The sequence below is a fragment of the Variovorax paradoxus genome (assembly GCF_009498455.1).
Lineage (GTDB): Bacteria > Pseudomonadota > Gammaproteobacteria > Burkholderiales > Burkholderiaceae_C > Variovorax > Variovorax paradoxus_H.
In genome coordinates this window covers 338391-362871 of the sequence record NZ_CP045644.1, presented here as the reverse complement: position 1 = coordinate 362871, position 24481 = coordinate 338391, and the positions used below count along the sequence as shown (strand labels likewise).

The 24481-nt window shown below is 67.4% G+C and carries 20 protein-coding genes; 13 read left to right on the top strand and 7 right to left on the bottom strand.

Annotated features, from left to right (window positions below; translation table 11 throughout):
- Positions 1 to 2 precede the first annotated feature (2 nt).
- Entirely contained in the window at positions 3 to 797 is a 795-nt protein-coding gene (locus GFK26_RS01590; protein ID WP_153280558.1) for an SDR family NAD(P)-dependent oxidoreductase, read from the top strand.
- Here the strand turns inward: GFK26_RS01590 and GFK26_RS01585 are convergent, their stop codons facing one another.
- Positions 798 to 1757, bottom strand: coding sequence for a LysR family transcriptional regulator (locus GFK26_RS01585; RefSeq protein WP_153280557.1), 960 nt, complete (start codon positions 1755 to 1757; stop codon positions 798 to 800). It abuts the gene before it with no gap.
- Between the two features lie 147 nt (positions 1758 to 1904).
- Between GFK26_RS01585 and GFK26_RS01580 the strand changes: the two genes are divergently transcribed.
- The 10 genes from GFK26_RS01580 to GFK26_RS01535 all read left to right on the top strand — a co-directional run bounded on the left by GFK26_RS01580 (position 1905) and on the right by GFK26_RS01535 (position 14982).
- Positions 1905 to 3359 (top strand): aldehyde dehydrogenase family protein, encoded by a 1455-nt coding sequence (locus GFK26_RS01580; protein WP_153280556.1) that lies wholly within the window; start codon positions 1905 to 1907, stop codon positions 3357 to 3359.
- A 48-nt stretch (positions 3360 to 3407) separates the two neighbouring features.
- Complete coding sequence (locus GFK26_RS01575; RefSeq protein ID WP_153280555.1) at positions 3408 to 4373, top strand: ABC transporter substrate-binding protein; 966 nt, start codon at positions 3408 to 3410, stop codon at positions 4371 to 4373.
- Between the two features lie 12 nt (positions 4374 to 4385).
- A complete protein-coding gene (gene chvE, locus GFK26_RS01570; protein ID WP_153280554.1) occupies positions 4386 to 5456 on the top strand; it encodes a multiple monosaccharide ABC transporter substrate-binding protein in 1071 nt (356 codons plus the stop codon).
- Positions 5457 to 5482: 26 nt separating this feature from the next.
- Positions 5483 to 7009: a multiple monosaccharide ABC transporter ATP-binding protein gene (mmsA, locus tag GFK26_RS01565; protein WP_153285819.1), complete on the top strand. Its 1527-nt coding sequence runs from the start codon at positions 5483 to 5485 to the stop codon at positions 7007 to 7009.
- Positions 6996 to 8204 carry a multiple monosaccharide ABC transporter permease gene (mmsB, locus tag GFK26_RS01560; RefSeq protein ID WP_153280553.1) on the top strand — a complete coding sequence of 403 codons (1209 nt, stop codon included), beginning with the start codon at positions 6996 to 6998 and terminating at the stop codon, positions 8202 to 8204. Before mmsA ends, mmsB begins: the two co-directional genes overlap by 14 nt.
- Positions 8205 to 8208: 4 nt before the next feature.
- The gene (locus tag GFK26_RS01555; RefSeq protein ID WP_153280552.1) at positions 8209 to 9735 is read left to right on the top strand and encodes a sugar ABC transporter ATP-binding protein; all 1527 of its coding nucleotides are present in this window, start codon (positions 8209 to 8211) and stop codon (positions 9733 to 9735) included.
- A gap of 515 nt (positions 9736 to 10250) precedes the next feature.
- On the top strand, positions 10251 to 11285 hold the full coding sequence (locus GFK26_RS01550; RefSeq protein ID WP_153280551.1) for an ABC transporter permease: 1035 nt from the start codon (positions 10251 to 10253) through the stop codon (positions 11283 to 11285).
- Entirely contained in the window at positions 11282 to 12310 is a 1029-nt protein-coding gene (gene yjfF / locus GFK26_RS01545; RefSeq protein ID WP_153280550.1) for a galactofuranose ABC transporter, permease protein YjfF, read from the top strand. The genes GFK26_RS01550 and yjfF overlap by 4 nt, the downstream gene beginning before the upstream one ends.
- Positions 12311 to 12320: 10 nt before the next feature.
- A complete protein-coding gene (locus GFK26_RS01540) occupies positions 12321 to 14057 on the top strand; it encodes an IlvD/Edd family dehydratase (RefSeq protein ID WP_153280549.1) in 1737 nt (578 codons plus the stop codon).
- Between the two features lie 7 nt (positions 14058 to 14064).
- On the top strand, positions 14065 to 14982 hold the full coding sequence (locus GFK26_RS01535) for a dihydrodipicolinate synthase family protein (protein ID WP_153280548.1): 918 nt from the start codon (positions 14065 to 14067) through the stop codon (positions 14980 to 14982).
- Between the two features lie 45 nt (positions 14983 to 15027).
- Here the strand turns inward: GFK26_RS01535 and GFK26_RS01530 are convergent, their stop codons facing one another.
- The 6 genes from GFK26_RS01530 to GFK26_RS34645 form a co-directional block, all read right to left on the bottom strand.
- Positions 15028 to 15294 carry a hypothetical protein gene (locus GFK26_RS01530; protein WP_153280547.1) on the bottom strand — a complete coding sequence of 89 codons (267 nt, stop codon included), beginning with the start codon at positions 15292 to 15294 and terminating at the stop codon, positions 15028 to 15030.
- A 147-nt stretch (positions 15295 to 15441) separates the two neighbouring features.
- On the bottom strand, positions 15442 to 15948 hold the full coding sequence (locus tag GFK26_RS01525; RefSeq protein WP_153280546.1) for a hypothetical protein: 507 nt from the start codon (positions 15946 to 15948) through the stop codon (positions 15442 to 15444).
- 46 nt (positions 15949 to 15994) lie between these two features.
- A complete protein-coding gene (locus tag GFK26_RS01520) occupies positions 15995 to 16411 on the bottom strand; it encodes a hypothetical protein (RefSeq protein WP_153280545.1) in 417 nt (138 codons plus the stop codon).
- Positions 16412 to 16617: 206 nt separating this feature from the next.
- Positions 16618 to 19185, bottom strand: a complete 2568-nt coding sequence (gene cphA / locus GFK26_RS01515) for a cyanophycin synthetase (protein WP_153280544.1) — start codon at positions 19183 to 19185, stop codon at positions 16618 to 16620.
- Positions 19186 to 19275: 90 nt separating this feature from the next.
- Complete coding sequence (cphA, locus tag GFK26_RS01510; protein WP_228121866.1) at positions 19276 to 21519, bottom strand: cyanophycin synthetase; 2244 nt, start codon at positions 21517 to 21519, stop codon at positions 19276 to 19278.
- Between the two features lie 190 nt (positions 21520 to 21709).
- Entirely contained in the window at positions 21710 to 21907 is a 198-nt protein-coding gene (locus GFK26_RS34645; protein ID WP_416222535.1) for a hypothetical protein, read from the bottom strand.
- Here GFK26_RS34645 and GFK26_RS01505 point away from each other — a divergent pair.
- On the top strand, positions 21890 to 23947 hold the full coding sequence (locus GFK26_RS01505; RefSeq protein WP_416222534.1) for an ABC transporter ATP-binding protein: 2058 nt from the start codon (positions 21890 to 21892) through the stop codon (positions 23945 to 23947). The genes GFK26_RS34645 and GFK26_RS01505 overlap by 18 nt on opposite strands.
- Positions 23947 to 24420, top strand: a complete 474-nt coding sequence (locus tag GFK26_RS01500) for a DUF1854 domain-containing protein (protein WP_153280541.1) — start codon at positions 23947 to 23949, stop codon at positions 24418 to 24420. The genes GFK26_RS01505 and GFK26_RS01500 overlap by 1 nt, the downstream gene beginning before the upstream one ends.
- Positions 24421 to 24481: the final 61 nt, after the last annotated feature.

Sequence of the window (24481 nt, the reverse complement as noted above, 5' to 3'; positions counted from 1 at the left end):
AGATGCACCCTGGAGACCTTTTCTTGAATTCCCCCCAGCTTTCCATCCATCCCAGCCTGAAGAACCGCACCGTCTTCGTCACCGGCGGCGGCAGCGGCATCGGCGCGGCCATCGTCGCTGCTTTTGCGGCGCAGGGCGCGCGCGTGGCCTTCATCGACATCGCCGAAGGTGCGAGCGCCGCGCTCGCCGCGCAGATCACCGAGGCCGGCCACGCCGCGCCGTGGTGGCGCGCCTGCGACGTGCGCGACATCGACGCGCTGCAGCGGGCCATGGCCGACGCTGCCACCGAGCTCGGCGACTTTGCGGTGCTGGTCAACAACGTGGCGAGCGACGATCGCCACACGCTCGAATCGGTCACGCCCGACTACTACGACAACCGCATGGCCATCAACGAGCGGCCCGCGCTGTTCGCGATCCAGTCGGTGGTGCCGGGCATGAAGCGCCTGGGCTTCGGTTCGGTGGTCAACCTCGGCTCCACGGGCTGGCAGACCAAGGGCTCGGGCTACCCCTGCTACGCGATCGCCAAGTCGTCGGTGAACGGCCTCACGCGCGGGCTCGCGGTGGAGCTGGGCAAGGATCGCATCCGCATCAACACCGTGTCGCCCGGCTGGGTGATGACCGAGCGGCAGGTGAAGCTGTGGCTCGACGACGAGGGCGAGAAGGCGCTGCATCGCAACCAGTGCCTGCCCGACAAGCTGATGCCCGAAGACATCGCGCGCATGGTGCTGTTTCTCGCGTCGGACGACGCGAAGATGTGCACCGCGCAGGAGTTCACGGTGGACGCCGGCTGGACCTGATCAGTCCATCTCGAGTTTGCGTCCGTAGACGCTCATGCTCGCCGTCTTCAGCGCCTTCATCATCACCTTCGCGGCCGGCGACAGCAGCCGGTCGGTGCGCGTGATGATGCCGAAGGCGTCCATGTGGCAGGGCATGTCCAGCGGCAGCAGCGACACGATGCCGTGCGCCGCGTAGTAGCGCGCCACGTCGCTCGCCAGCACCGCGACCATATCGCTCTGCTGCAGCATGCGCGTGATGAACAGCAGCGCCGGGCTTTCGATGATGTTGGCCGGCGGCGCGAGGCCTTCTTCCTGGAACATCAGCTCGAAGCGGTGGCGCAGCACGCTGCCCGCGGGCGGCACGATCCAGCCGGCGCCCACCACGTCGCGCAGCGTGAGCCCGCTCACGCCCAGCAGCGGATGGCCGGGGCGCACCAGCGCGCACACCGGTTCTTCGGCCAAGGCCTCGTAGCGCAGCTGTGATTTGTCGTGCTCGGCGAACAGCCGCGCCACCAGGATGTCGAGCTTGCCCTGCGCGAGCCGCTCCATCAGCACCGCGCTGGTCTCGATCTCGAGCGACACGCGCAGGTCGGGCTGCTCGCGCTTGACCATCGCCACGGCCGGCGGCATCAGCGTGAGGCCCGGCGCGGTGATGGCGCCCACGTTCACCTGGCCGAAGCGCCCGGCCTTCAGCGCGGTGAGCTCGTCGTGCGCCTGGTTCAGGCTGGCCAGCGCCACGCGGGCGTGGCGGATCATGGTTTCGCCGTACCAGGTCGGGCGCATGCCGCGCGGCAGGCGGTCGAACAGCGGCACCTCGAGCACGTCTTCCAGGTCCTTCAGCAACTTCGACGCGGCGGGCTGCGTCATGTTGAGCACCTGCGCCGCGCGGTGGATGTTGCCTTCCTCGGCCAGCGCCACGAGCAACAGCAGCTGGCGGGTCTTGAGGCGGGCGCGGATGAACCAGTGGTTGTAGGTGTTCATGAAGAAGGTGCGAACGAAGGTCTGACGGGGTTTTCCAGAATCCACCGATTGATATGCATTTTGTCTAAAAAACGATTGGATCGATATCGAAATCGTTTCTAGACTTCCGCCCCAGTCCCATAACAACAGAGACAAGGCAACGCCACGGTGATCCACGGCGAGCTTCGGCAGAGCGTGCGCCAGTACATCAACGGCCGCTGGGAAACCAGCGCGACCACCGGTGTCAGCGTCAATCCATCCGACACCAGCGAGGTGGTGGCCGAGTACGCCCGTGCCGACCGGCGCCAGGTCGAGCTGGCGATCCGCGCGGCCAACGAGGCCTTCGTGCACTGGAGCCACAGCACGCCGCAGCGGCGCGCCGACGTGCTCGACCGCATCGGCGCCGAGCTGCTCGCACGCAAGGACGAGCTGGGCCTGCTGCTGGCGCGCGAGGTCGGCAAGACGCTGCCCGAGGCCGTGGCCGAGGTGGCGCGCGCGGGCCAGATCTTCAAGTTCTTCGCGGGTGAAGCCCTGCGCGGCGGCGGTGGCGAAAACGTGGCGTCGGTGCGCGCCGGCGTGCAGGTCGACGTGACGCGCGAACCGGTCGGCGTGGTGGGCCTCATCACGCCGTGGAACACGCCCTTCGCCGTGCCGGCCTCCAAGATTGCCGCGGCGCTGGCGCATGGCAACAGCGTGGTCTTCAAGCCGGCCGAGCTGGTGCCGGCCTGCGGCTGGGCACTGACCGACATCATCAGCCGCGCCACCTTGCCGGCCGGTGTGTTCAATCTCGTGATGGGCAGCGGCCGCGAGGCCGGGCAGGCGCTGGTCGACAGCGCGCTGGTCGATGCGCTGAGCTTCACCGGCTCGGCCGTCAATGGCGAACGCGTGCTGCAGGCCGCGGCCGCACGGCGCGCCAAGGTGCAGCTGGAGATGGGCGGCAAGAACGCGCTCGTGGTGCTGGCCGACGCCGACCTCGACCGCGCCGTCGACTGCGCGGTGCAGGGCGCCTACTTTTCCAACGGCCAGCGCTGCACGGCATCGAGCCGCCTCATCGTCGAAGCCGCCGTACACGACGCCTTCGTGGCGAAGCTGCGCCAGCGCCTGAAGACATTGAAGATCGGCCACGCGCTGGAGCGCGACATCGACATCGGCCCTGTGGCCGATGCAGAGCGGCTGGCGCAGAACCTCGCGTGGATCGACGTCGCGCGCGAAGAGGGGGCCGAGCACGTGTGGGGCGGCGAGGCGCTGCAGCGCGCTACCGCCGGCCACTACATGAGCCCCGCGCTCTTCCTGGCCCGGCCCGAACACCGCATCGCGCGCGAAGAGATCTTCGGGCCGCTGGCCTGCGTGTTGCGCGCCGGCGATTACGACGAAGCGCTCGCGCTGTGCAACGACACGCCCTTCGGCCTGTGCGCGGGCATCTGCACCAACTCGCTGAAGCACGCGATGCATTTCAGACGCCATGCCGTGGTCGGCATGACGATGGTCAATCTGCCGACCGCGGGGGTGGACTTTCATGCGCCCTTCGGCGGCCGCAAAGGGTCGGGCTACGGGCCGCGCGAACAAGGGCGCCACGCCGCGGAGTTCTACACGACGGTCAAGACCGGCTACATGCTGGCCTGACCGAACTCATCACAGACGCACCACAGACTCATCAAGAAGGAGACAACCATGACCATGAATCGCCGCACCCTCCACACCGCGCTCGCCGCCGCAGCCCTGGGCAGCCTGCTGCCCGTGTCCGCCTTTGCGCAGAAAAAACTCGTGCTCGGTTTCGCGCAGGTGGGCGCCGAGAGCGAATGGCGCACGGCCAACACCGAGTCGATCAAGTCGTCGGCCAAGGAGGCGGGCATCGAGCTGAAGTTCTCCGACGCGCAGCAGAAGCAGGAAAACCAGATCAAGGCGATCCGCTCGTACATCGCGCAGAAGGTCGACGTGATTGCGTTCTCGCCCGTGGTCGAGTCGGGCTGGGAAACCGTGCTGCGCGAAGCCAAGGCCGCGAAGATTCCGGTGGTGCTGACCGACCGTTCCGTGAGCACCAAGGACGACTCGCTCTACGTGACCTTCATGGGCTCCGACTTCACCGAAGAAGGCCGCAAGGCCGGCCGCTGGCTGCTCGAGAAGATGAAGGGCCAGAAGGGTGACGTGAACATCGTCGAGCTGCAGGGCACCGTGGGCTCGGCCCCGGCCATCGACCGCAAGAAGGGCTTCGAGGAAATCATCAAGGCCGATCCGAAGTTCAAGATCATCCGCTCCCAGACCGGCGACTTCACGCGTGCCAAGGGCAAGGAGGTGATGGAAGCCTTCTTGAAGGCCGAGGGCAAGAAGATCAACGTGCTCTATGCGCACAACGACGACATGGCGATCGGAGCGATCCAGGCGATCGAGGAAGCCGGCATGAAGCCCGCGAAGGACATCACCATCATCTCGATCGACGGGGTGAAGGGCGCCTTCGAAGCCATGATCGCCGGCAAGCTCAACGTGTCGGTCGAATGCAGCCCGCTGCTCGGCCCGCAGCTCATGCAGGCGGTGAAGGACATCAAGGCCGGCAAGCCGCTGCCCAAGCGCATCGTGACCGAAGAGGGCATCTTCCCGATGGAAGTGGCCGCCAAAGAATTCCCGAACCGCAAGTACTGAGAGCCGACCGACATGAAACGCAACTTCCTCAAAGCCTCGCTCGCAGGCCTCGCTTTCGCCGTCGTCGGCTTCACGCCGCTGGCCCATGCGCAGGACAAGGGCCTCATCGCCATCTCGATGCCCACCAAGTCGTCGGCGCGCTGGATCGCCGACGGCGCGAACATGGTCAAGTACTTCAAGGACAAGGGCTACAAGACCGACCTGCAGTACGCCGACGACGACATTCCGAACCAGCTCGCGCAGATCGAGAACATGGTGACCAAGGGCTCGAAGGTGCTGGTCATCGCGGCCATCGACGGCACCACGCTGTCCGACGTGCTGCAGAAGGCCGCTGACAAGGGCGTGAAGGTCATCGCGTACGACCGGCTCATCAAGGGCTCGAAGAACGTCGACTACTACGCCACCTTCGACAACTTCCAGGTCGGCGTGCTGCAGGCCCAATCGATCGAAGCGGCGCTGGGCCTGAAGAGCGGCAAGGGCCCGTTCAACATCGAGCTGTTCGGCGGCTCGCCCGACGACAACAACGCCTTCTTCTTCTACAACGGCGCGATGTCGGTGCTCAAGCTCTACATCGACAGCGGCAAGCTGGTGGTGCGCAGCAAGCAGATGGGCATGGACAAGGTCGGCACGCTGCGCTGGGACGGCGCGGTGGCGCAGGCGCGCATGGACAACCTGCTGTCGGCCTACTACACGAAGAACCGCGTCGATGCGGTGCTGTCGCCGTACGACGGCCTGTCGATCGGCATTCTCTCGTCGCTCAAGGGCGTGGGCTACGGCTCGGGCTCGCAGCCGATGCCGGTGGTGTCGGGGCAGGACGCGGAGATTCCTTCGGTCAAGTCGATCCTGCGCAAGGAGCAGAGCTCCACCGTGTTCAAGGACACGCGCGAGCTGGCCAAGGTGACGGTGGCCATGGCCGACGCCATGCTCTCGGGCAAGACGCCCGAGGTGAACGACACCAAGACCTACAACAACGGCATCAAGGTCGTGCCCTCGTACCTGCTCAAGCCGGTGAGCGTGGACGGCTCCAACTGGAAGCAGGTGCTGGTCGACAGCGGCTACTACAAGGAAAGCCAGGTCAAGTGAAGGACGGCGAACGCACGATCCTCGAGATGCGCGGGATCACCAAGACGTTTCCCGGGGTGAAGGCCCTGAGCAACGTCAACCTCGCCGTGCGCGCGGGGGAGATCCACGCGGTGGTCGGCGAGAACGGCGCGGGCAAGTCGACGCTCATGAAGGTCTTGAGCGGCGTCTACCCGTGCGACTCGTACACCGGCGAGATCCATTTCGAGGGCGAGCTGCGCCGCTTCAAGACGATCGCCGACAGCGAGAAGCTCGGCATCATCATCATTCACCAGGAGCTCGCGCTGGTGCCGCTGCTCTCGATTGCCGAGAACCTGTTTCTGGGCAACGAGATCGCGACCGGCGGCGTGATCGACTGGTTCGCTGCCTATGCGAAGACGCGCGAGCTGCTGGCGAAGGTGGGACTGAAAGAGCTGCCCACCACGCTCGTGACCGACCTGGGCGTGGGCAAGCAGCAGCTGGTGGAAATTGCGAAAGCGCTGGCCAAGGAGGTGAAGCTCCTGATCCTCGACGAGCCCACCGCCAGCCTCAACGAGAACGACAGCGACGCGCTGCTGACGCTGCTGCTCGAACTCAAGCGCCAGGGCATCGCCTCGATCCTCATCTCGCACAAGCTCAACGAGATCGCCAAGGTGGCCGACGCGATCACCGTGCTGCGCGACGGTGCCACGGTGGAGACGATGGACTGCGCAAAGCAGGCGATCAGCGAAGACCGCATCATCCGCGGCATGGTGGGCCGCGACATGGAACACCGCTACCCGCAGCGCTCGCCCAAGATCGGCGAGACGGTGCTCGAAGTGCGCGACTGGCGCGTGCACCACGCGCTGCATGCCGACCGCGAGCAGATCAAGGGCGTGAACCTGCACGTGCGCCAGGGCGAGATCGTCGGCATCGCGGGCCTCATGGGCGCGGGCCGCACCGAACTCGCGATGAGCGTGTTCGGCAAGTCGTACGGACAGCGCATCAGCGGTTCGGTGCGCATGCATGGCAAGGCGGTGGACGTGAGCACCGTGCGCAAGGCCATCGACCACGGCATCGCCTACGTCACCGAAGACCGCAAGGGCCTCGGGCTGGTGCTGGAAGAAGGCATCCGCAAGAACATCAGCCTCGCGAACCTCGATGCGATTTCCGAGCGCTCGGTGATCGACGACGGCCGCGAGTTCAAGGTGGCCAACGACTACAAGAAGGCGCTGAACATCCGCTGCTCGGGCGTCGAGCAGCTGGTGGTCAACCTGTCGGGCGGCAACCAGCAGAAGGTGGTGCTGAGCAAGTGGCTCTTCACGAAACCCGAACTGCTGATATTGGACGAACCCACGCGCGGCATCGACGTGGGCGCCAAGTACGAGATCTACACCATCATCGACCAGCTTGCGAGCGAGGGCAAAGGCATTCTCATGATCTCTTCCGAACTGCCGGAGTTGCTCGGCATGTGCGACCGCATCTACGTGATGAACGAGGGTCGCTTCGTGGCCGAGTTCACGGCGGCCGAGGCGTCGCAGGAGCGCATCATGCATGCGATCGTGAGCGCGGGGAGCAGTGTCCATGTCGCAGCCTGAAGCCAACGCGGTGCAAGGCGCCGCACCCGCTGCCACCCCGAAGCTGCACGTGGGCTTCCTGAAGAACAACCTGCGCGAGTACGGCATGCTGATCTCGCTGGTCGCGATCATGGTGCTGTTCCAGGTGCTGACCGACGGCACGCTCTTGCGACCGCTGAACCTCACCAACCTGCTGCTGCAGAACAGCTACGTCGTCATCATGGCGCTGGGCATGCTGCTGGTGATCGTGGCGGGTCACATCGACCTGTCGGTGGGCTCGGTGTGCGGCTTCATCGGCGCGCTCGCAGCGGTGTTGATGGTCGAGTACGAATGGCACTTCGTGCCGACGGCGCTCATCAGCATCGCGGCCGGCGCCGTCATCGGTGCGGCGCAGGGCTGGTTCGTCGCGTTCCGCAAGATCCCGTCGTTCATCGTCACGCTGGCGGGCATGCTGGTGTTCAAGGGGCTCACGCTGGCGCTGCTCGCGGGGCAGTCGGTGGGGCCGTTCCCGGTGGAGTTCCAACGCCTGAGCTCGGGCTTCATTCCCGATCCGCTCGGCGGCGACACGGTGCGCACCACCTCGCTGGTCGTGGGCGCGCTGGCCGCGGCGGCGCTGGTGTTCTTCAAGCTGCGCGGGCGCGCCAAGCTCAAAGCGCATGGCATGGAGCAGGAGCCCTACGCCTTCTTCCTCGTGAAGAACCTGTTCTTCGCGGCGATCATTCTTTTCTTCAGTTACCTGCTCTCGACTTACAAGGGCCTGCCCAACGTGCTGGTGGTGATGGCGGTGCTGATCGTGGTGTACGACTTCGTCACCAACCGCACGACCATCGGCCGGCGCATCTATGCGCTGGGCGGCAACGAAAAGGCCGCGCGGCTGTCGGGCGTGAAGACGCAGCGCCTAGCCTTCCTCACCTTCGTGAACATGGGCGCGCTGGCTGCGTTGGCGGGACTCGTGTTCGCGGCGCGCCTGAACACGGCCACGCCCAAGGCGGGCCTGGGCTTCGAACTCGATGTGATTGCCGCCTGCTTCATCGGCGGCGCATCTGCTTCGGGCGGCGTGGGCCGCGTGATGGGCGCGGTGATCGGCGCCTTCATCATGGGCGTGATGAACAACGGCATGTCGATCCTGGGGATCGGCATCGACTACCAGCAGGTCATCAAGGGGCTGGTGCTGCTGGCGGCGGTGTTCATCGACGTCTACAACAAGAACAAGTAGCCGCATGACCGAGCACACGACCACAGCAGCCCCCGTGCTCGAGCTGCGGGGCATCCGCAAACAGTTCGGCGGCATCCCGGTGCTGAACGATGTCCAGCTGCGGCTGTACCCGGGCGAGGTGCATGCGCTGATGGGACAGAACGGCGCAGGCAAGTCGACGCTGATCAAGGTGCTCACGGGCGTGCTGCCATCGAGCGGCGGCGAGATGTTCTTCGACGGCCAAGCCATCCGGCCCGGCTCGCCGCTGGAGGCGCAGAAGCTGGGCATCAGCACGGTCTACCAGGAGGTGAACCTGTGCCCGAACCTCTCGGTGGCGGAGAACGTGTTCGCGGGGCGCTATCCGCGCTGCGGCGCGCTGCAGGGCTTTCGCATCGACTGGGCGGCGGTGAACCGTCGCGCGGCCGAACTGCTGGCGCGCATCGGGCTCGATATCGACGTGACGCGCCTGCTGTCGAGCTACTCGGTTGCGGTGCAGCAGATGGTGGCGATCGCGCGCGCGCTCGGCGTGTCGTCGAAGGTGCTGATCCTCGACGAGCCGACATCGAGCCTGGACGACGACGAGGTCGAGAAGCTGTTCGAGGTGCTGCGGCGTTTGCGCAGCGAAGGGCTTGCGATCGTCTTCGTGACGCACTTTCTCAACCAGATGTACGCGGTGTCGGACCGCATCACCGTGCTGCGCAACGGCCACTGGGTCGGCGAATGGAAGGCTGCGGACCTCGGCCCGCAGGCGCTGATCGCGGCGATGCTCGGGCGCGAGCTGGCGGCGCAATCGGCGCGGCCCGCGGCATTGCCGGCGTTCGACGAAGCGGCGCCCGCGCTGCTGCAGTCCGAAGGGTTGGGGCAGGCCGGGCAGTTGCAGGCGACCGATCTGCGCGTGCGTGCGGGCGAAGTCGTCGGCATCGCGGGGCTGCTGGGCGCGGGGCGCACTGAACTTGCGCGGCTGCTGTTCGGGCTCGAATCGCCGGACCGTGGTGTGTTGAAGATCGACGGGCGTTCGGTCAGTTTCTCGAATCCGGCCGATGCGATCCGCGAAGGGCTCGCGCTGTGCCCTGAAGAACGCAAGACGGATGGCATCGTGGCCGAGTTGTCGGTGCGCGAGAACATCGCACTCGCATTGCAGGCCCGGTTGGGCACGCGGAAATTTCTTTCGCACGTCGAGCAGACCGCGATGGCCGAGCGCTTCGTCGCTTCGCTGGGCATCAAGACGGCGAGCGTCGAAACGCCCATTGGCCTGCTCTCGGGCGGCAACCAGCAGAAAGCCATGATCGCGCGCTGGCTCGCGACCGAGCCGCGCCTGTTGATCCTGGACGAGCCCACGCGCGGCATCGACGTCGCGGCCAAGCAGGAGATCATGGAAGAGATCCTGCGGCTCGCGCGCGCGGGCATGGCGGTGGTCTTCATCTCGTCGGAGATGAGCGAGGTGGTGCGCGTGGCGCATCGCATCGTGGTGCTGCGGGATCGGCAGAAGGTGGGCGAGCTGCCGGGTGGTTCGACCGAGGATGAGGTGTACGAAATGATTGCCGCCGCATGACGCACACGCTGTCTCCGCGTTGTCCCCTCTCCCGCTTGCGGGAGAGGGCTAGGGTGAGGGTAGGGGCCTTCGATAAGCAGCCGGCCTTTGCGCAGGCCGCACCCTCACCCCAACCCTCTCCCGCACGCGGGAGAGGGAGCAAGACCGATGCGTTGCTGCTCGGTGTTCAAGGTCGCGTGCCCCCATCCCAGCCTTCCCCCGGAAGGGGAAGAAGCAAGGCAGAAGCCATGAACCGCCGCGATGTGTTGTCTTTCTCCCTCCCCTCTGGGGAGGGCAGGGTGAGGGCAAGCGGCCTTCACCGCCGCGCAGTGTTCAAGGCCGCGTGCCCCATCCCAGCCTTCCCCGGAAGAAGGAGCAAGGCAGAAGCCATGAACCGCCGCGATGTGTTGTCTTTCTCCCTCCCCTCTGGGGAGGGCAGGGGTGGGGGCAAGCGGCCTTCACCGCCGCGCAGCGTTCGAGGCCGCGTGCCCCCATCCCAGCCTTCCCCCGGAAGGGGAAGGAGCAAGGCAGAAGACATGAATCGCCTCTCCTCCCTCATGAGCCACCGCCTCGCCTGGCCGCTCATCACGCTGCTGCTCCTGCTCGCCATCAACACCGCGTTCAACGCGAGCTTCCTGCACCTCGAATGGCGCGACGGCCATCTCTACGGCAGCCTCATCGACATCGTGAACCGCGCAGCGCCGCTGGTGCTGGTCTCGCTCGGCATGACGCTCGTGATCGCCACGCGCGGCATCGACATCTCGGTGGGCGCAGTGGTGGCCATCGCAGCGGCGGTCGCGGCCTGGATGATCGGCGGCTCGGTGTCCAGCGACGTGAGCCGCTTCCCGATGCCGCTCGCGATCCTTGCGGCGCTTGCCGTCGCGCTGCTGTGCGGCCTCTGGAACGGCGTGCTGGTCGCCAAGGTCGGCATGCAGCCGATCATCGCGACGCTGATCCTCATGGTGGCGGGGCGCGGCATCGCGCAGCTCGTCGCGGACGGGCAGATCATCACGATCTACTACAAGCCCTTCTTCTTCCTCGGCAGCGGCTACCTGCTCGGCCTGCCGTTCTCTCTCTTCATCGTGGCGGCGGTGTTCGTGCTGCTCTACTTGGCGATCACGCGCACGGCGCTCGGCCTGTTCATCCAGGCGGTGGGCATCAACCCGACCGCGGCGCGCGTGGCGGGCATCCAGTCGCGGCGGCTCGTCGTCGGCGCGTATGCGTTCTGCGGCCTCTGCGCGGGCGTGGCGGGCCTTCTGATCAGCTCGAACGTGAAGAGCGCGGACGGCAACAACGCCGGGCAACTGCTGGAGCTCGATGCGATCCTCGCGGTCACGCTCGGCGGCACGGCGCTCACGGGCGGCCGTTTCAGCCTCGTGGGCAGCGTGATCGGCGCGCTGATCATCCAGACGCTGACCTATGCGATCTATTCGCTGGGCGTGCCGCCAGAGATCAACCTCGTGGTGAAGGCGGTGGTGGTGTTCGTGGTGATGCTGATGCAGTCGCCGGAGTTCAGGGCGGAGGTTCGCACGCTGGTGCAGCGGCCGGTGCATGACGGGAGCAGGGCATGAGCGCGGTGATCGAGACGAACGCTGCACCCCAACCCTTTCCCGCGAGCGGGAGAGGGGGCAAGAAGGGGCTCAATCCTAAGTACCTGCCGCTGACTGCGACCATCTCGCTGTTCGTGCTGATGGCGACGCTGGGCTCGGTGTTCTACGACGGCTTTTTCTCGGCGCAGGTGTTCCTCAACCTGCTGATCGACAACGCCTTCCTCATCGTCGTCGCGGTCGGCATGACCTTCGTGATTCTTTCGGGCGGCATCGACCTGTCGGTGGGCTCGGTGATTGCGCTCACGACGATGGTGTCGGCCTCGCTGGTCGAGAAGCACGGCTGGAGTCCGGCGGTCGTGATTCCGCTGGTGCTCGCAATGGGCACCGCCTTCGGCGCGTTCATGGGCCTGCTCATCGAGCGCTTCCGGCTGCAGCCTTTCATCGTCACGCTCGCGGGCATGTTCCTCGCACGCGGGCTGTGCTACCTCATCAGCATCGATTCGATCAGCATCACCAACGAGTTTTATTCGGAGGTCTCGCAGATCCGCATTCCGGTCTGGGGCGAGGCCTCGGTGTCGATCAGCGCGGTGATCGCCATCGTGGTGCTGCTGGCCGCTGTTTTCATCGCGCACTGCACGCCCTTCGGCCGCGCGGTGTACGCCATCGGCGGCAGCGAGCATTCGGCGATGCTGATGGGCCTGCCGGTGCGCCGCACGCTCGTAGGCGTGTACACGCTCTCGGGTTTCTGCTCGGCGCTGGCGGGCGTGATCTTCACTTTCTACATGCTCTCGGGCTACGGCCTGCATGCGCTCGGTCTGGAGCTCGATGCCATCGCGGCGGTGGTGATCGGCGGCACGCTGCTCACCGGCGGCGTGGGCTATGTGGCGGGCACGCTCTTCGGCGTGCTGATGCTCGGGATCATCCAGACGCTGATTTCCTTCGACGGCACGCTGAGCTCGTGGTGGACGCGCATCGTGGTCGGCGCGCTGCTCTTCGTGTTCTGCCTGCTCCAACGCTTCTTCACCTCGCGCGCCCCGCGCCGCTGACCCCCTCCCCATGACAAAGAAATTGCGCTCGACCGAATGGTTCGGCTCCGCCGACAAGAACGGATTCATGTACCGCAGCTGGATGAAGAACCAGGGCATCCCGGACCACGAGTTCGACGGCCGGCCCATCGTCGGCATCTGCAACACCTGGTCGGAACTCACGCCGTGCAACGCACACTTCCGCAAGATCGCAGAGCATGTGAAGCGCGGCATTTCCGAAGCGGGCGGTTTTCCCGTCGAGTTCCCGGTGTTCTCGAACGGCGAATCGAACCTGCGCCCCACCGCGATGCTCACGCGCAACCTCGCGAGCATGGACGTGGAAGAAGCGATCCGCGGCAACCCGGTCGATGCCGTCGTGCTGCTCACCGGCTGCGACAAGACCACGCCGGCGCTTTTGATGGGCGCGGCGAGCTGCGACATCCCGGCCATCGTGGTCACGGGCGGGCCGATGCTCAACGGCAAGCTCGACGGCAAGGACATCGGCTCGGGCACGGCCGTGTGGCAGCTGCACGAATCGCTGAAGGCCGGCGAGATCAACCTGCACCAGTTCCTCTCCGCCGAAGGCGGCATGTCGCGCTCGGCAGGCACCTGCAACACGATGGGCACGGCCTCCACCATGGCCTGCATGGCCGAGGCGCTGGGCACTTCGCTGCCGCACAACGCGGCGATTCCGGCGGTCGATGCGCGGCGCTACGTGCTCGCGCAGATGTCGGGCATGCGCGCGGTGCAGATGGCGAAAGAAGGGCTCACGCTCTCGAAGATCCTCACGCGCGAAGCGTTCGAGAACGCGATTCGCGTGAACGCGGCCATCGGCGGATCGACCAACGCGGTGATTCACCTGAAGGCGATCGCGGGCCGCATCGGCGTCGAGCTGGAGCTGGAAGACTGGACGCGCATCGGCAGCAACACGCCAACGATCGTCGATCTGATGCCTTCAGGCCGCTTCCTCATGGAAGAGTTCTATTACGCGGGCGGTCTGCCCGCCGTGCTGCGCCGCCTCGGCGAGAACGGCCTGCTGCCGCACCCGGGCGCGCTCACCGTCAACGGCCAGTCGATCTGGGACAACGTGCGCGAGGCGCCGAGCCTGAACGACGAGGTCATTCGCCCGCTCGACAACCCGCTGATCGCCGATGGCGGCATCCGCATCCTGCGCGGCAACCTGTCGCCGCGCGGCGCGGTGCTCAAGCCCTCGGCGGCCACGCCCGAGCTGCTGAAGCACCGCGGCCGCGCCGTGGTGTTCGAGAACCTGGAGCACTACAAGGAACGCATCGTCGACGAGTCGCTCGACATCGACGCGAACTGCGTGATGGTGCTGAAGAACTGCGGCCCCAAGGGCTACCCCGGCATGGCCGAGGTCGGCAACATGGGCCTGCCGCCGAAGCTGCTGCGCCAGGGTGTGAAGGACATGGTGCGCATCTCGGACGCACGCATGAGCGGCACGGCCTATGGCACGGTGGTGCTGCACGTCGCGCCCGAAGCGGCCGACGGCGGGCCGCTCGCAGCGGTGCGCGATGGCGATTGGATCGAGCTCGACTGCGATGCGGGCCGCCTGCACCTCGACATCAGCGATGAAGAGCTGGCATCGCGGCTCGCGTCGCTGTCCGCCTCCGATGCACAGCCGATGAGCACGCGCGGCGGTGGCTACCAGAAGCTCTACGTGAACCATGTGCTGCAGGCCGATGAAGGCTGCGACTTCGATTTCCTGGTCGGCTGCAGAGGCTCGGCCGTTCCCCGCCACTCCCATTGATCTCACCATGACCCCCCGATACCGCGGCATCTTCCCGGTGGTGCCCACCACCTTCACCGAACAGGGCGCGCTCGACCTCGAGAGCCAGAAGCGCTGCGTCGATTTCATGATCGACGCGGGCTCCGACGGCCTGTGCATCCTGGCGAATTTCTCTGAGCAGTTCGTGCTGTCCGACGAGGAGCGCGAGGTGCTCACGCGCACCATCCTCGAACACGTGAAGGGCCGCGTGCCGGTGATCGTGACCACCACGCACTACAGCACCCAGGTCTGCGCCGAGCGCAGCCGCCGCGCGCAGGACATGGGCGCGGCGATGCTGATGGTGATGCCGCCGTACCACGGTGCCACCTTCCGCGTGCCCGAGCCTCAGATCCATGAGTTCTATGCGCGGCTGTCGGATGCGGTGACGATTCCGATCATGGTCCAGGACGCACCCGCGAGCGGCACGGTGCTGTCGGCGCCGTTCCTTGCGCGCATGGCGCAAGAGATCGAGCAAGTCGCGTACTTCAAGATCGAGACGGCCGGTGCGGCGTCGAAGCTGCGCGAGCTGATCCGCCTGGGTGGTGATGCCATCGAAGGCCCCTGGGACGGCGAAGAAGCCATCACGCTGATGTCCGACCTCGATGCCGGCGCGACGGGTTCGATGACCGGCGGCGGCTACCCCGACGGCATTCGCCCGATCATCGAAGCGCACCGTTCAGGCGATCGCGACAAGGCCTTCGCGCTGTACCAGCAGTGGTTGCCGCTCATCAACTATGAGAACCGCCAGGCGGGCCTGCTGGCCTGCAAGTCGCTCATGAAGGAGGGCGGCGTGATCGCTTGCGAGGCGCCGCGGCATCCGCTGCCGGCGATGCACCCCGCGACGCGCGCCGGGCTGATCGAGACGGCGAAGCGGCTCGATCCGCTGGTGCTGCGCTGGGGAAAGTGAAAAGGCAAAGGGCGGGCCCGGGGACCGGGCCGCCCTGCGAAGGGCTCAGGAAGCGGCGTTGCCCGCTTCGAGTTCGGTGACTTGCAGCGACAGATCGAACAGCTTGGACTTGCTGGCGTAGTAGCGGTCCAGGCGCCACTCCTTGAGGATGTCCATCGCGAGTTCGAAGCTCTTGTAGTCGAGGCTGTAGAGCGTGATCAGCTCGAAGCTGCGTTCGGATTCGAGCGCCAGCACCAGCTGGGCAAGGATCTTGGCCGATTCGTTGGCCGGGTCCGTTTCGATGAATCGGCGAGCGACCTTGATGGCATTCATGGGAAAGTGTTCCTCGGTTGGCAGGGACCGGGAACTATAGCTAGCACCTGCCTTTTTTTTGTGACGGTTTCATGACAGGCGAGGGCATCGCGACGGGAGCGCCCGTCGGTGTTATCACCGAGGCGCTCCCGGGGGATGCGCATCGCGTCACTGCAGCGGCATCGGTGCCGGTCGCGGCATGGGCCTTGGCATGGGCATCGGCATCGGTTCCGCAGGCATGGGGGCCGGCATCGGCGCGACCATCGGCGGCGGCAGTGAGGTGGCCGGTATGTTCACCACGCGGGTCGAGACCGACTCGCGGATCACGCCGCCGCCCATCACGCTGCCATCGACATTGCTGCGGATGTTGCCCATGCTGCCCAGCACGCGCGCTTCGCAGTCGGCGCGTTCGGCCGGTGGCTGCAGGCCGCAGCGGGCCACGGCGTTGGCGCGGTAGTCGGGCGCAGAGGTGAGGCCGCCGCGTGCCGCGGCCTGGCGTGCGGCGCCGGCTTCGCGGATGCAGGCGGCGCGGTCCTGCTGGTTGTGGCCGCAGACCGAAACCTCCTGCTGGTAGGTGCTGCCGCCGTCGCCGCGGGCGGCCGTGGCGATGGTGGTGGTGGCCAGCCCGCTGAGTGCGAGCAGGGCAAAGATCATCGAACGCGCGTTGTTTGGCATGGTGTGCTCCTTGGCGTATCGGGAATGAAAGACCGGCCCGTTTCGATCAACGCGACGGCTGCACGGGTTGCGGCGGCAGCGGGGTGACGGTTTCGCGGATCACGCCGCCGCCCATCACGCTGCCTTCGGTCGAGGTGCGCGCGCCACCGCGGATGCGGGCTTCGCAGTCCGGACGGTCGGCTACGGGTTGTTCACGGCAGCGTGCGAGCGCGTTGGCGTCTTCGCGTCCTTCGCTCGGCGTGGTCAGGCCCTGGCGGCCCGCTTCCTGGCGCGCGGCGCCGGCTTCGCGCAGGCAGGCGGCGCGGTCCTGTTGCACGCCGTCACAGGTGGCACGTTCCTTTTGCATCCGGGCGTCGCTGCCGGGCGCCTGGGCCGAGGCCAGCGGTGCGCCGGCCATGAAGAAACCGCCGACCGCCACGAGCGCGGCAGCCGAAAAAGTGGCACGGAGGGAATGGGTCGTCATCGGGGCTCCTGGAAAGGGCGCGCCGTGCGAACGAACAAAAGGAAGACAAAAGCACGCAGGGCGCGACCGGTCCCCAGTGTGGGCCGGCCGGTGGCGCGGGGCTGTGGGACAAGCCGCACGCCGTGGGGCGGGCCGGGCGCGCCCCTGCGTGTGGGACACGTCCGTCAGCGCGAGGAGGGCGGGCCTCCTGCGCTGCGGTGCGGGGATCAGCCCTGCGCGATGCGCTGCGCGAGGTGGGCCAGCGCCTCTTCGACCTGGTCGACGAGGATGAGCGACAGGTCGCCCGGTTGCAGCCGCGCCAGCGCGGTGTCGATGGCGACGAACTCGCCGCGAATCTCGTCGATCTGGCGCGTGCGCGACGCGCCCTGCAGGCCCTGGCGAAGCAGCGCCATGACCTCGCCGTCGGCACGGCCGCGCTGCGCCGCGTCCTGGTACAGGATCACGTCGTCGAAGGCCTGGCCGAGGATCGCGGTCTGGTCGCGGATGTCGGAATCGCGCCGGTCGCCCGCGCCGCTGATGACCACCGAGCGCTTGTTGGCGGGCATGGTGTCCACCGCCGACACCAGCGCCTTCATGGCGTCGGTGTTGTGGCCGTAGTCGGCGATCACGGTGGCGCCGCGGTAGTCCATGACATTGAAGCGCCCGGGCACGCCGGCCGCGTCGTTCATGAAGCTCGACAGGCCGCTGCGGATGGTGTCCCAGTCCAGGCCCACGGCCCAGGCGGCGGCCACCGAGGCCATCACGTTGTCGACCTGGAAGCCGATGGTCCCGCCGCGCGTGATGGGCACGTCGCGCAGCGCGATGCGTTCGCGCCACGAGCCTTCGGCGGCCACCAGCGTGTCCTGGTCGACATACACGGTGCGCTTGCCCTGTGCGCGGTGCGTGGCCATCACGGGGTGCATGCGGTCGGCAGCGAAGAAGATGACGTGGCCGGGGCAGGTGGCCGCCATGGCGGCGACGTTCACGTCGGCCGCGTTGAGCACCGCGTAGCCGTCGGCGGCCACGTTGCGCACGATCACGCGCTTGAGCACCGCCAGGTCTTCCACCGTGGTGATGTAGTTCAGGCCCAGGTGGTCGCCGCTGCCGATGTTGGTGACCACGGCCACTTCGCAGCGGTCGAAGCCCAGGCCCTCGCGCAGCACGCCGCCGCGGGCCACTTCGAACACGGCCGCATCGACATCGGGGTGCATCAGCACGTTGCGCGCGCTCTTGGGGCCGCTGCAGTCGCCGCTGTCGGTCTGGCGGCCGTTGACGTACACGCCGTCGGTGTTCGTCATGCCGGTGCGCAGGCCGCTGGAGGCAATGATGTGGTTGATGAGGCGCGCGGTGGTGGTCTTGCCGTTGGTGCCGGTGACGGCCACCACGGGAATGCGGCCGTCGTCGCCGGGCGCGAACAGCGTGTCCATCACCGCTTCGCCGACCGCGCGGCCGCGGCCGAACGAGGGCGAGATGTGCATGCGCAGGCCGGGCGCGGCATTCACTTCGACCACGCCGCCGTGCTGTTCTTCGAGCGGGCGCAGCACGTTCTCGCAGACCATGTCGACGCCGCAGATGTGCAGGCCGACCATCTGCGCCGCATCGACCGCGCGCGCGGCCACTTCGGGGTGCACGGTGTCGGTCACGTCGGTGGCGGTGCCGCCGGTCGAGAGGTTGGCGTTGTTGCGCAGCACGACGCGCTGGCCCAGCCCGGGCACGCTCTCGGGCGTGAGGCCCTGCGACTCGAGCCGGCCGATGGCGATGTCGTCCAGGCGGATCTTGGTGAGCGAGGTGGCGTGGCCTTCGCCGCGGCGCGGGTCGAGGTTCACGGTGTCGACCAGCTGGCGCACGGTCGAGCTGCCGTCGCCGATGACCTGCGGCGGGTCGCGGCGCGCGGCGGCCACGAGGCGGTCGCCCACCACGAGCAGGCGGAAGTCGAAGCCGGGCAGGAATTTCTCGACCATCACCTCGCCGTACACGGCGGCCGAGTCGTAGGCCGAAGTGAGTTGTTCGCGCGTGGTGATGTTCACCGTGACGCCCTTGCCCTGGTTGCCGTCCTGCGGCTTCACCACGACCGGCAGGCCGATTTCTTCAGCGGCAACCCAGCCGTCGTCGGCGCTGACCACGGGGCGGCCCAGCGGCACCGGCACGCCGGCGGCGTTGAGCAGTTGCTTGGTGAGTTCCTTGTCCTGCGCGATGGCTTCGGCCACACCGCTGGTGCTGTCGATTTCAGCGGCCTGGATGCGGCGCTGCTTGGAGCCCCAGCCGAACTGCACCAGGCTGCCGCTGGTGAGGCGGCGGTACGGAATGCCGCGTGCCACGGCGGCGTCGACGATGGAGCCGGTGCTCGGGCCCAGGCGCTCCGACTCGTCGAGGTCACGCAGCTCGGTGATGGCGGCGTCGGCGTCGAAGGGGGTGTCGGCCAGCGCGGCCTGAATCAGTTCTTCGGCCAGGGCCAGCGCGCGGCGGCCGACGTCTTCCTCGGAGTACTGCACGGTGACCTGGTACACGCCTTCTTCGGTCGTCGGTGCGGTGTTGCCGAAGTTGACGGCGCAGCCGGCCTGGGCCTGCAGCGCCACGGCGGCGTTCTCGAGCACGTGGGCCAGCGCCAACGGCTGGCCGAGCACCATGGGGTGCAGCTCGCCGATGGTCGGGAAGCGGGCGCGCAGGCGGGCTTCGAACCCGTCGAGCTTGCCGACGGCGTTCTCGTCGCCTTCGCAAGCCACGACGGCCTCGATGGTGGTGTGGCGGCTCCAGAGATTGGGGCCGCGCAGTGCGCGGATGCGGGTGACTTTCATGGGGCTACGGCACGGGGCGCGCGGTTGCAGTGATCTTGCGGAGTGACCTGGTGGGCGCCGGCCCCGCGGGTGGCGGGGCGGCGCATCGGGTCATGCCAGTTGTTGTTGGGGAGAAAGCGGCGAGGTCTGCGACAGCTGCAGCGAGGCCAGCGCCGCCTGCAGGTCGGCTTCGAAGGCCTCGACGCCGGCGCCGATCAGGTTGAGCGGAATGCCCAGCGCCCACGCGGCGGCCACGGCGGCCAGCAGGCTTTCGAGGCTCACGCCGACGTGGGTCGCGCGCCAGATGGTCAGGCGGCCCAGGCCGGGCAAAAACGATTCGCTCGTGCCGTTGGCCAGCACCACGCGGTCCTGGCGCACCAGCACGGCCTTGCCGCCGGCGGCCTGGTGCGCGGTGAGCGCGGCGGCCTGCGGGTCGGTGCCGTAGAGGATGACGGCGCCGTCGCACAGCGGCGCCAGCGCGGCGATGCGCGGCTCGTCGGCGTTCAGCACGGCCGTGCCTTCGGCCAGCACCACGTCGACCTGCGTGCGCAGCACCTTGACCATCTGGTCGCTTTCGGTGATGTCGTAGTCGGCCAGCGCTTCGGAGCCTTCGAGGTCGGTCACGATGCCGACTTCGCAGCGGTCGTAGGCCAGGCCGTCGCGCAGGATGGTTTCGGCGCCGTTCTCGATCACCACGGCCTCGACGGCGCGGTTCACGAGCAGGCGGTGGCCGGCGTCCCAGTTGGCGCTGTTGCGTGCGTCGACGCGGCGGCGCTCGAGGAACAGGCCGTCGCGGCAGGCCAGGCCGGTGTGGCGCCCGCCGAGGTTGATGAGCCAGGCCACCAGCCGCGCGAGCACGGCGGTGTCGCGCGAGCCGGCCACGCCCACCACGGGGATGCGGCCGGGCGCGTCGTTCGGGAACAGGTGGTCGCAGATGGCGCGGCCCACGGGGCGCGGCGAGCCGATGGCCGGCTTCAGGTGCATCAGCAGGCCGGGGCCGGCGTTCACCTCGACGATCGCGCCGCCCTGCGGGCCCAGCGGCTTGGAGATGTCCTGCGCGACCATGTCGATGCCCGCGATGTCCAGGCCGACCACGCGGGCGGCGAGCACGGCGGCGTGTGCCACCTCGGGGTGCACGAGGTCGGTGCAGTCGTAGGCCATGTTGCCGTTGCGCTGGATCGTGACCACGCGGCCGGCGGCCGGCACCGAAGTGCCGTCGAGCTCCTGGCGCTTGAGCTCCAGTTGCAGCTTGGCGTCGGTGGCCAGCACGATCACGTCGAGCGGAAACTCTTCTTCGGCGCCGCGGCGCGGGTCGCTGTTGAGCTGCTTGTCGATCAGCCCGGCCACGGTGTTCGTGCCGTCGCCGGTCACGGTGATGATCTCGCCGCGCGCGGCCGCCACCACCTCGCCGCCCACCACCAGCAGGCGGTGTTCGTGGCCGCGGATGAAGCGCTCGACCATCACGTCGCTGCCCTCGGGCTCGGCGACCGCGAAGGCGGCCATGACTTCTTCGCGCGTCGTCAGCTCGAGCGACACGCCGCGGCCATGGTTGGCGTCCGACGGTTTCACGACCACGGGCAGGCCGATGTCCTCGGCGGCTTCCCAGGCTTCTTCGGGCGACTCGACCACTTGGCCGTGCGGCACGGGCACGCCGCAGCTGGCAAGCAGCGACTTGGTCAGCTCCTTGTCGCTGGCAATCGATTCGCCGATGGCGCTGGTGTAGTCGGTTTCCGCGGTCCAGATGCGCTGCTGGTTGGCGCCGTAGCCCAGCTGCACCAGGTTGCCGCTGTTCAGGCGCATGTGCGGAATGCCGCGGTCGGTGGCAGCCGACACGATGGCCGCGGTGCTCGGGCCGAGGTAGCAGTCTTCGACCTTGGCCTTGACCGCCTCGACGGCCGTTTGCACGTCGGACGCGGTGAACGAGTCGTTGTTGATGGCCGCCATCAGCAGGCGGTGGCCTTCGGTCAGGGCCACGCGGGCGACCTGCTCGTCACGGGCACGGAACACCATGCGGTACACGCCGTGCTCAGAGGTGCTGCGGGTTTGCCCGAAGCCGGTCGGCATGCCGGCCAGGTTCAGCAGCTCGATCACGACATGCTCCAGCACGTGGCCCGACCAGGTGCCTTCGGTGAGGCGCTGGATGAAGCCGCCGCGCTCGCCCACGCCGCAGTGGTGCTCGATGAGCGCCGGCAGCAGGGTGGTCAGCCGGTCGGTGAAACCGTCGATCTTGTTGGAGGGGAAGTCTTCCAGTTGACCCAGGTCGAGCCAGACTTCGAGCACCGGACGGTAGGTCCAGAGGTTGGGACCGCGCAAATAGTTAATGCGCAGCAATTGGATGTCGTCGAAACGGGTCATGCAAACGTTCGATGTGCTTTGGCCGAGCACCACGGCGCCTTCAAGCGCACCCATGGCGATCGGTCAGAATCGGCGCCCGACCAAGGACGCCATGACGCGGTCCCTGCGGCCCGCGACGGGCAAGAGTCAAATAAACACAATGCAACATCACGATCCAGTCGGCGCCCAGGCGGGCGAAACGGAGGCGGTTTCAGGCGTGCTGAAAAGCCGACTCGCAGGCGCTGAAAACGTTTCGGTAACACTTGCGGTTGACCTCGACGACCAACTTCGATTCGCCACCGGCCTTGTCGCCCTGACCGACCAGCGGCTCATCGCCCTGGAACCCGGCGGCGAGTGGCGTGAGTGGCCACTCTCCGATCAGGCCTTGGAAATGCGTCTTTCCGACCATGCGGGCGTCGGAACCCTCGACCTCATCGGGCCCGCCGGGCAGCTCGCCCGCTGGCGCTACACGCTCGCCGGCCAGCCGGCGGCGCTCAAGATGCTCAAGTTGTTCGGCCAGCGCGCTGCGCCGGCTGTCACGAAGGCGACAGAAGAGGTGCCCGACGGGCTCGATGCCGACAGCACCGACACCGAACTGCAAACGCCGCCCTCGACCTGGGTGCTGCTGCGTTTGGGCCGCTTTGCCGGTCCGTACCGCAAGCAGCTGATCCTCGGGTTTGTTCTGACCCTCATTTCCACGGCCGCCACGCTGGTGCCGCCGTACCTGACCATCCCGCTGATGGACGACATCCTGATCCCGTTCCAGAACGGGCAGAAGATCGACTCCGGCCGGGTCGGCCTCTACCTGGGCGGCCTGCTGATCGCGGCGCTGGTCGGCTGGGGGCTTGGCTGGGCGCGCACCTACCTGCTGGCGCTGGTGTCCGAGCGCATCGGCGCCGACCTGCGCACCACCACCTACGAACACCTGCTGACCCTGCCGCTGGACTACTTCGGCGGCAAGCGCACCGGCGACCTCATGGCGCGCATCGGCTCGGAAACCGACCGCATCAACGTCTTTCTGTCGCTGCACGCGCTCGACTTCGCGAACGACGTGCTGATGATCGTCATGACGGCGGTCATCCTGTTCTCGATCAACCCGCTGCTGGCCGTGGTCACGCTGGTGCCGCTGCCCTTCATCGCCTGGATGATCCACGTCGTGCGCGACCGCCTGCGCACCGGCTTCGAGAAGATCGACCGCGTCTGGTCCGAGGTGACCAACGTGCTGGCCGACACCATCCCCGGCATCCGCGTGGTCAAGGCCTTTGCGCAGGAGCGCCGCGAAGCCGAGCGCTTCCGCGTCGCCAACGCCTACAACCTGCAGGTCAACGACAAGCTCAACCGCACCTGGTCGCTGTTCACGCCGACGGTGTCGCTGCTCACCGAAATCGGTCTGCTCGTGGTCTGGGCCTTCGGCATCTGGCAGGTGGCGCGCGGCCATATCACGGTGGGTGTGCTCACCGCGTTCATCGCCTACATCGGCCGCTTCTACACGCGCCTCGATTCGATGAGCCGCATCGTCTCGGTCACGCAGAAGGCCGCCGCTGGCGCCAAGCGCATCTTCGACATCCTCGACCATGTGAGCAACGTGCCCGAGCCGGCCAACCCGGTGAAGGTGGAGCGCGTGCAGGGCCGCATCGAGATGAGCGGGCTGGGCTTTCGTTACGGCTCGCGCGCCGTCATTCACGACCTCGACCTGACCATCGAACCCGGCGAAATGATCGGCCTCGTGGGCCACAGCGGCTCGGGCAAGAGCACGCTGGTCAACCTGATCTGCCGCTTCTACGACGTGACCGACGGCGCCATCAAGGTCGACGGCACCGACATCCGCCGCTTCGCCGTGGCCGACTACCGCCGCCACGTGGGGCTGGTGCTGCAGGAGCCGTTTTTGTTCTTCGGCACCATCGCGCAGAACATCGCCTACGGCAAGCCTGACGCCACGCGCGAAGAGGTGGTCGCTGCCGCACGCGCGGCCCATGCGCACGACTTCATCCTGCGCCTGCCGCATGGCTACGACTCGCTGGTGGGCGAGCGCGGCCAGGGCCTGTCGGGCGGCGAGCGCCAGCGCATCAGCATTGCGCGCGCACTGCTCATCGACCCGCGCATCCTGATCCTCGACGAGGCCACCTCGGCCGTCGACACCGAGACCGAAAAGGAAATCCAGAAGGCGCTCGACAACCTCGTGCAGGGCCGCACCACCATCGCCATCGCGCACCGTTTGTCCACGCTGCGCAAGGCCGACCGCCTCGTGGTCATGGACCGCGGCGAGGTGGTCGAGGTCGGGCCGCACGACGCGCTCATGGCCAAGCAGGGCGCCTACTGGCGCCTGTACCAGGCGCAGCTGCGCCAGGGCGACGAAGACGATGTGAGCGAGGGCGCGGCCGACGAGCGCGCCAACGCGCAAGCGCCGCTGGCCGTGAGCCACGCCGCCCATCCGGCAGGGGACGTGTGATGAGCAACACCAACAATTTCGAACTCGCACGCGACACCTTCGGCCGCCTCGTGCTGACCGACGCGCAGGGCGAGCGCCACGTGGGCGTGACGCCCGTGCGCGCGTTTCCGCTGAGCGCGCCCAACGAGGGCGTGTCGCTCGTCGGCAGCGAAGGCCGCGAGCTCGTGTGGGTCGACCGCGTCGACCAGCTGCCCGCACCCACGCAGGCGCTGCTGACCGAAGAACTCGCCGTGCGCGACTTTGCGCCGACGCTGCTGAAGCTGCACGGCGTGTCGAGCTTCGGCGTGCCCAGCACCTGGACCGTGAGCACCGACCGCGGCGACACCAGCTTCGTGCTCAAGGCCGAAGAAGACATCCGCCGGCTCGACGGCGGCGCGCTGCTCATCGCGAGCGCGCACGGCGTGCAGTTCCGCATTCCCGATACCAAGGCGCTCGACCGCGCCTCGCGCAAGCTGCTGGAGCGCTTTCTCTAGAAGCCGCCGAACAGGGCGGTCAGCAGCCTCATCGATCGGCTGCGAAAATCACGCATTTGCA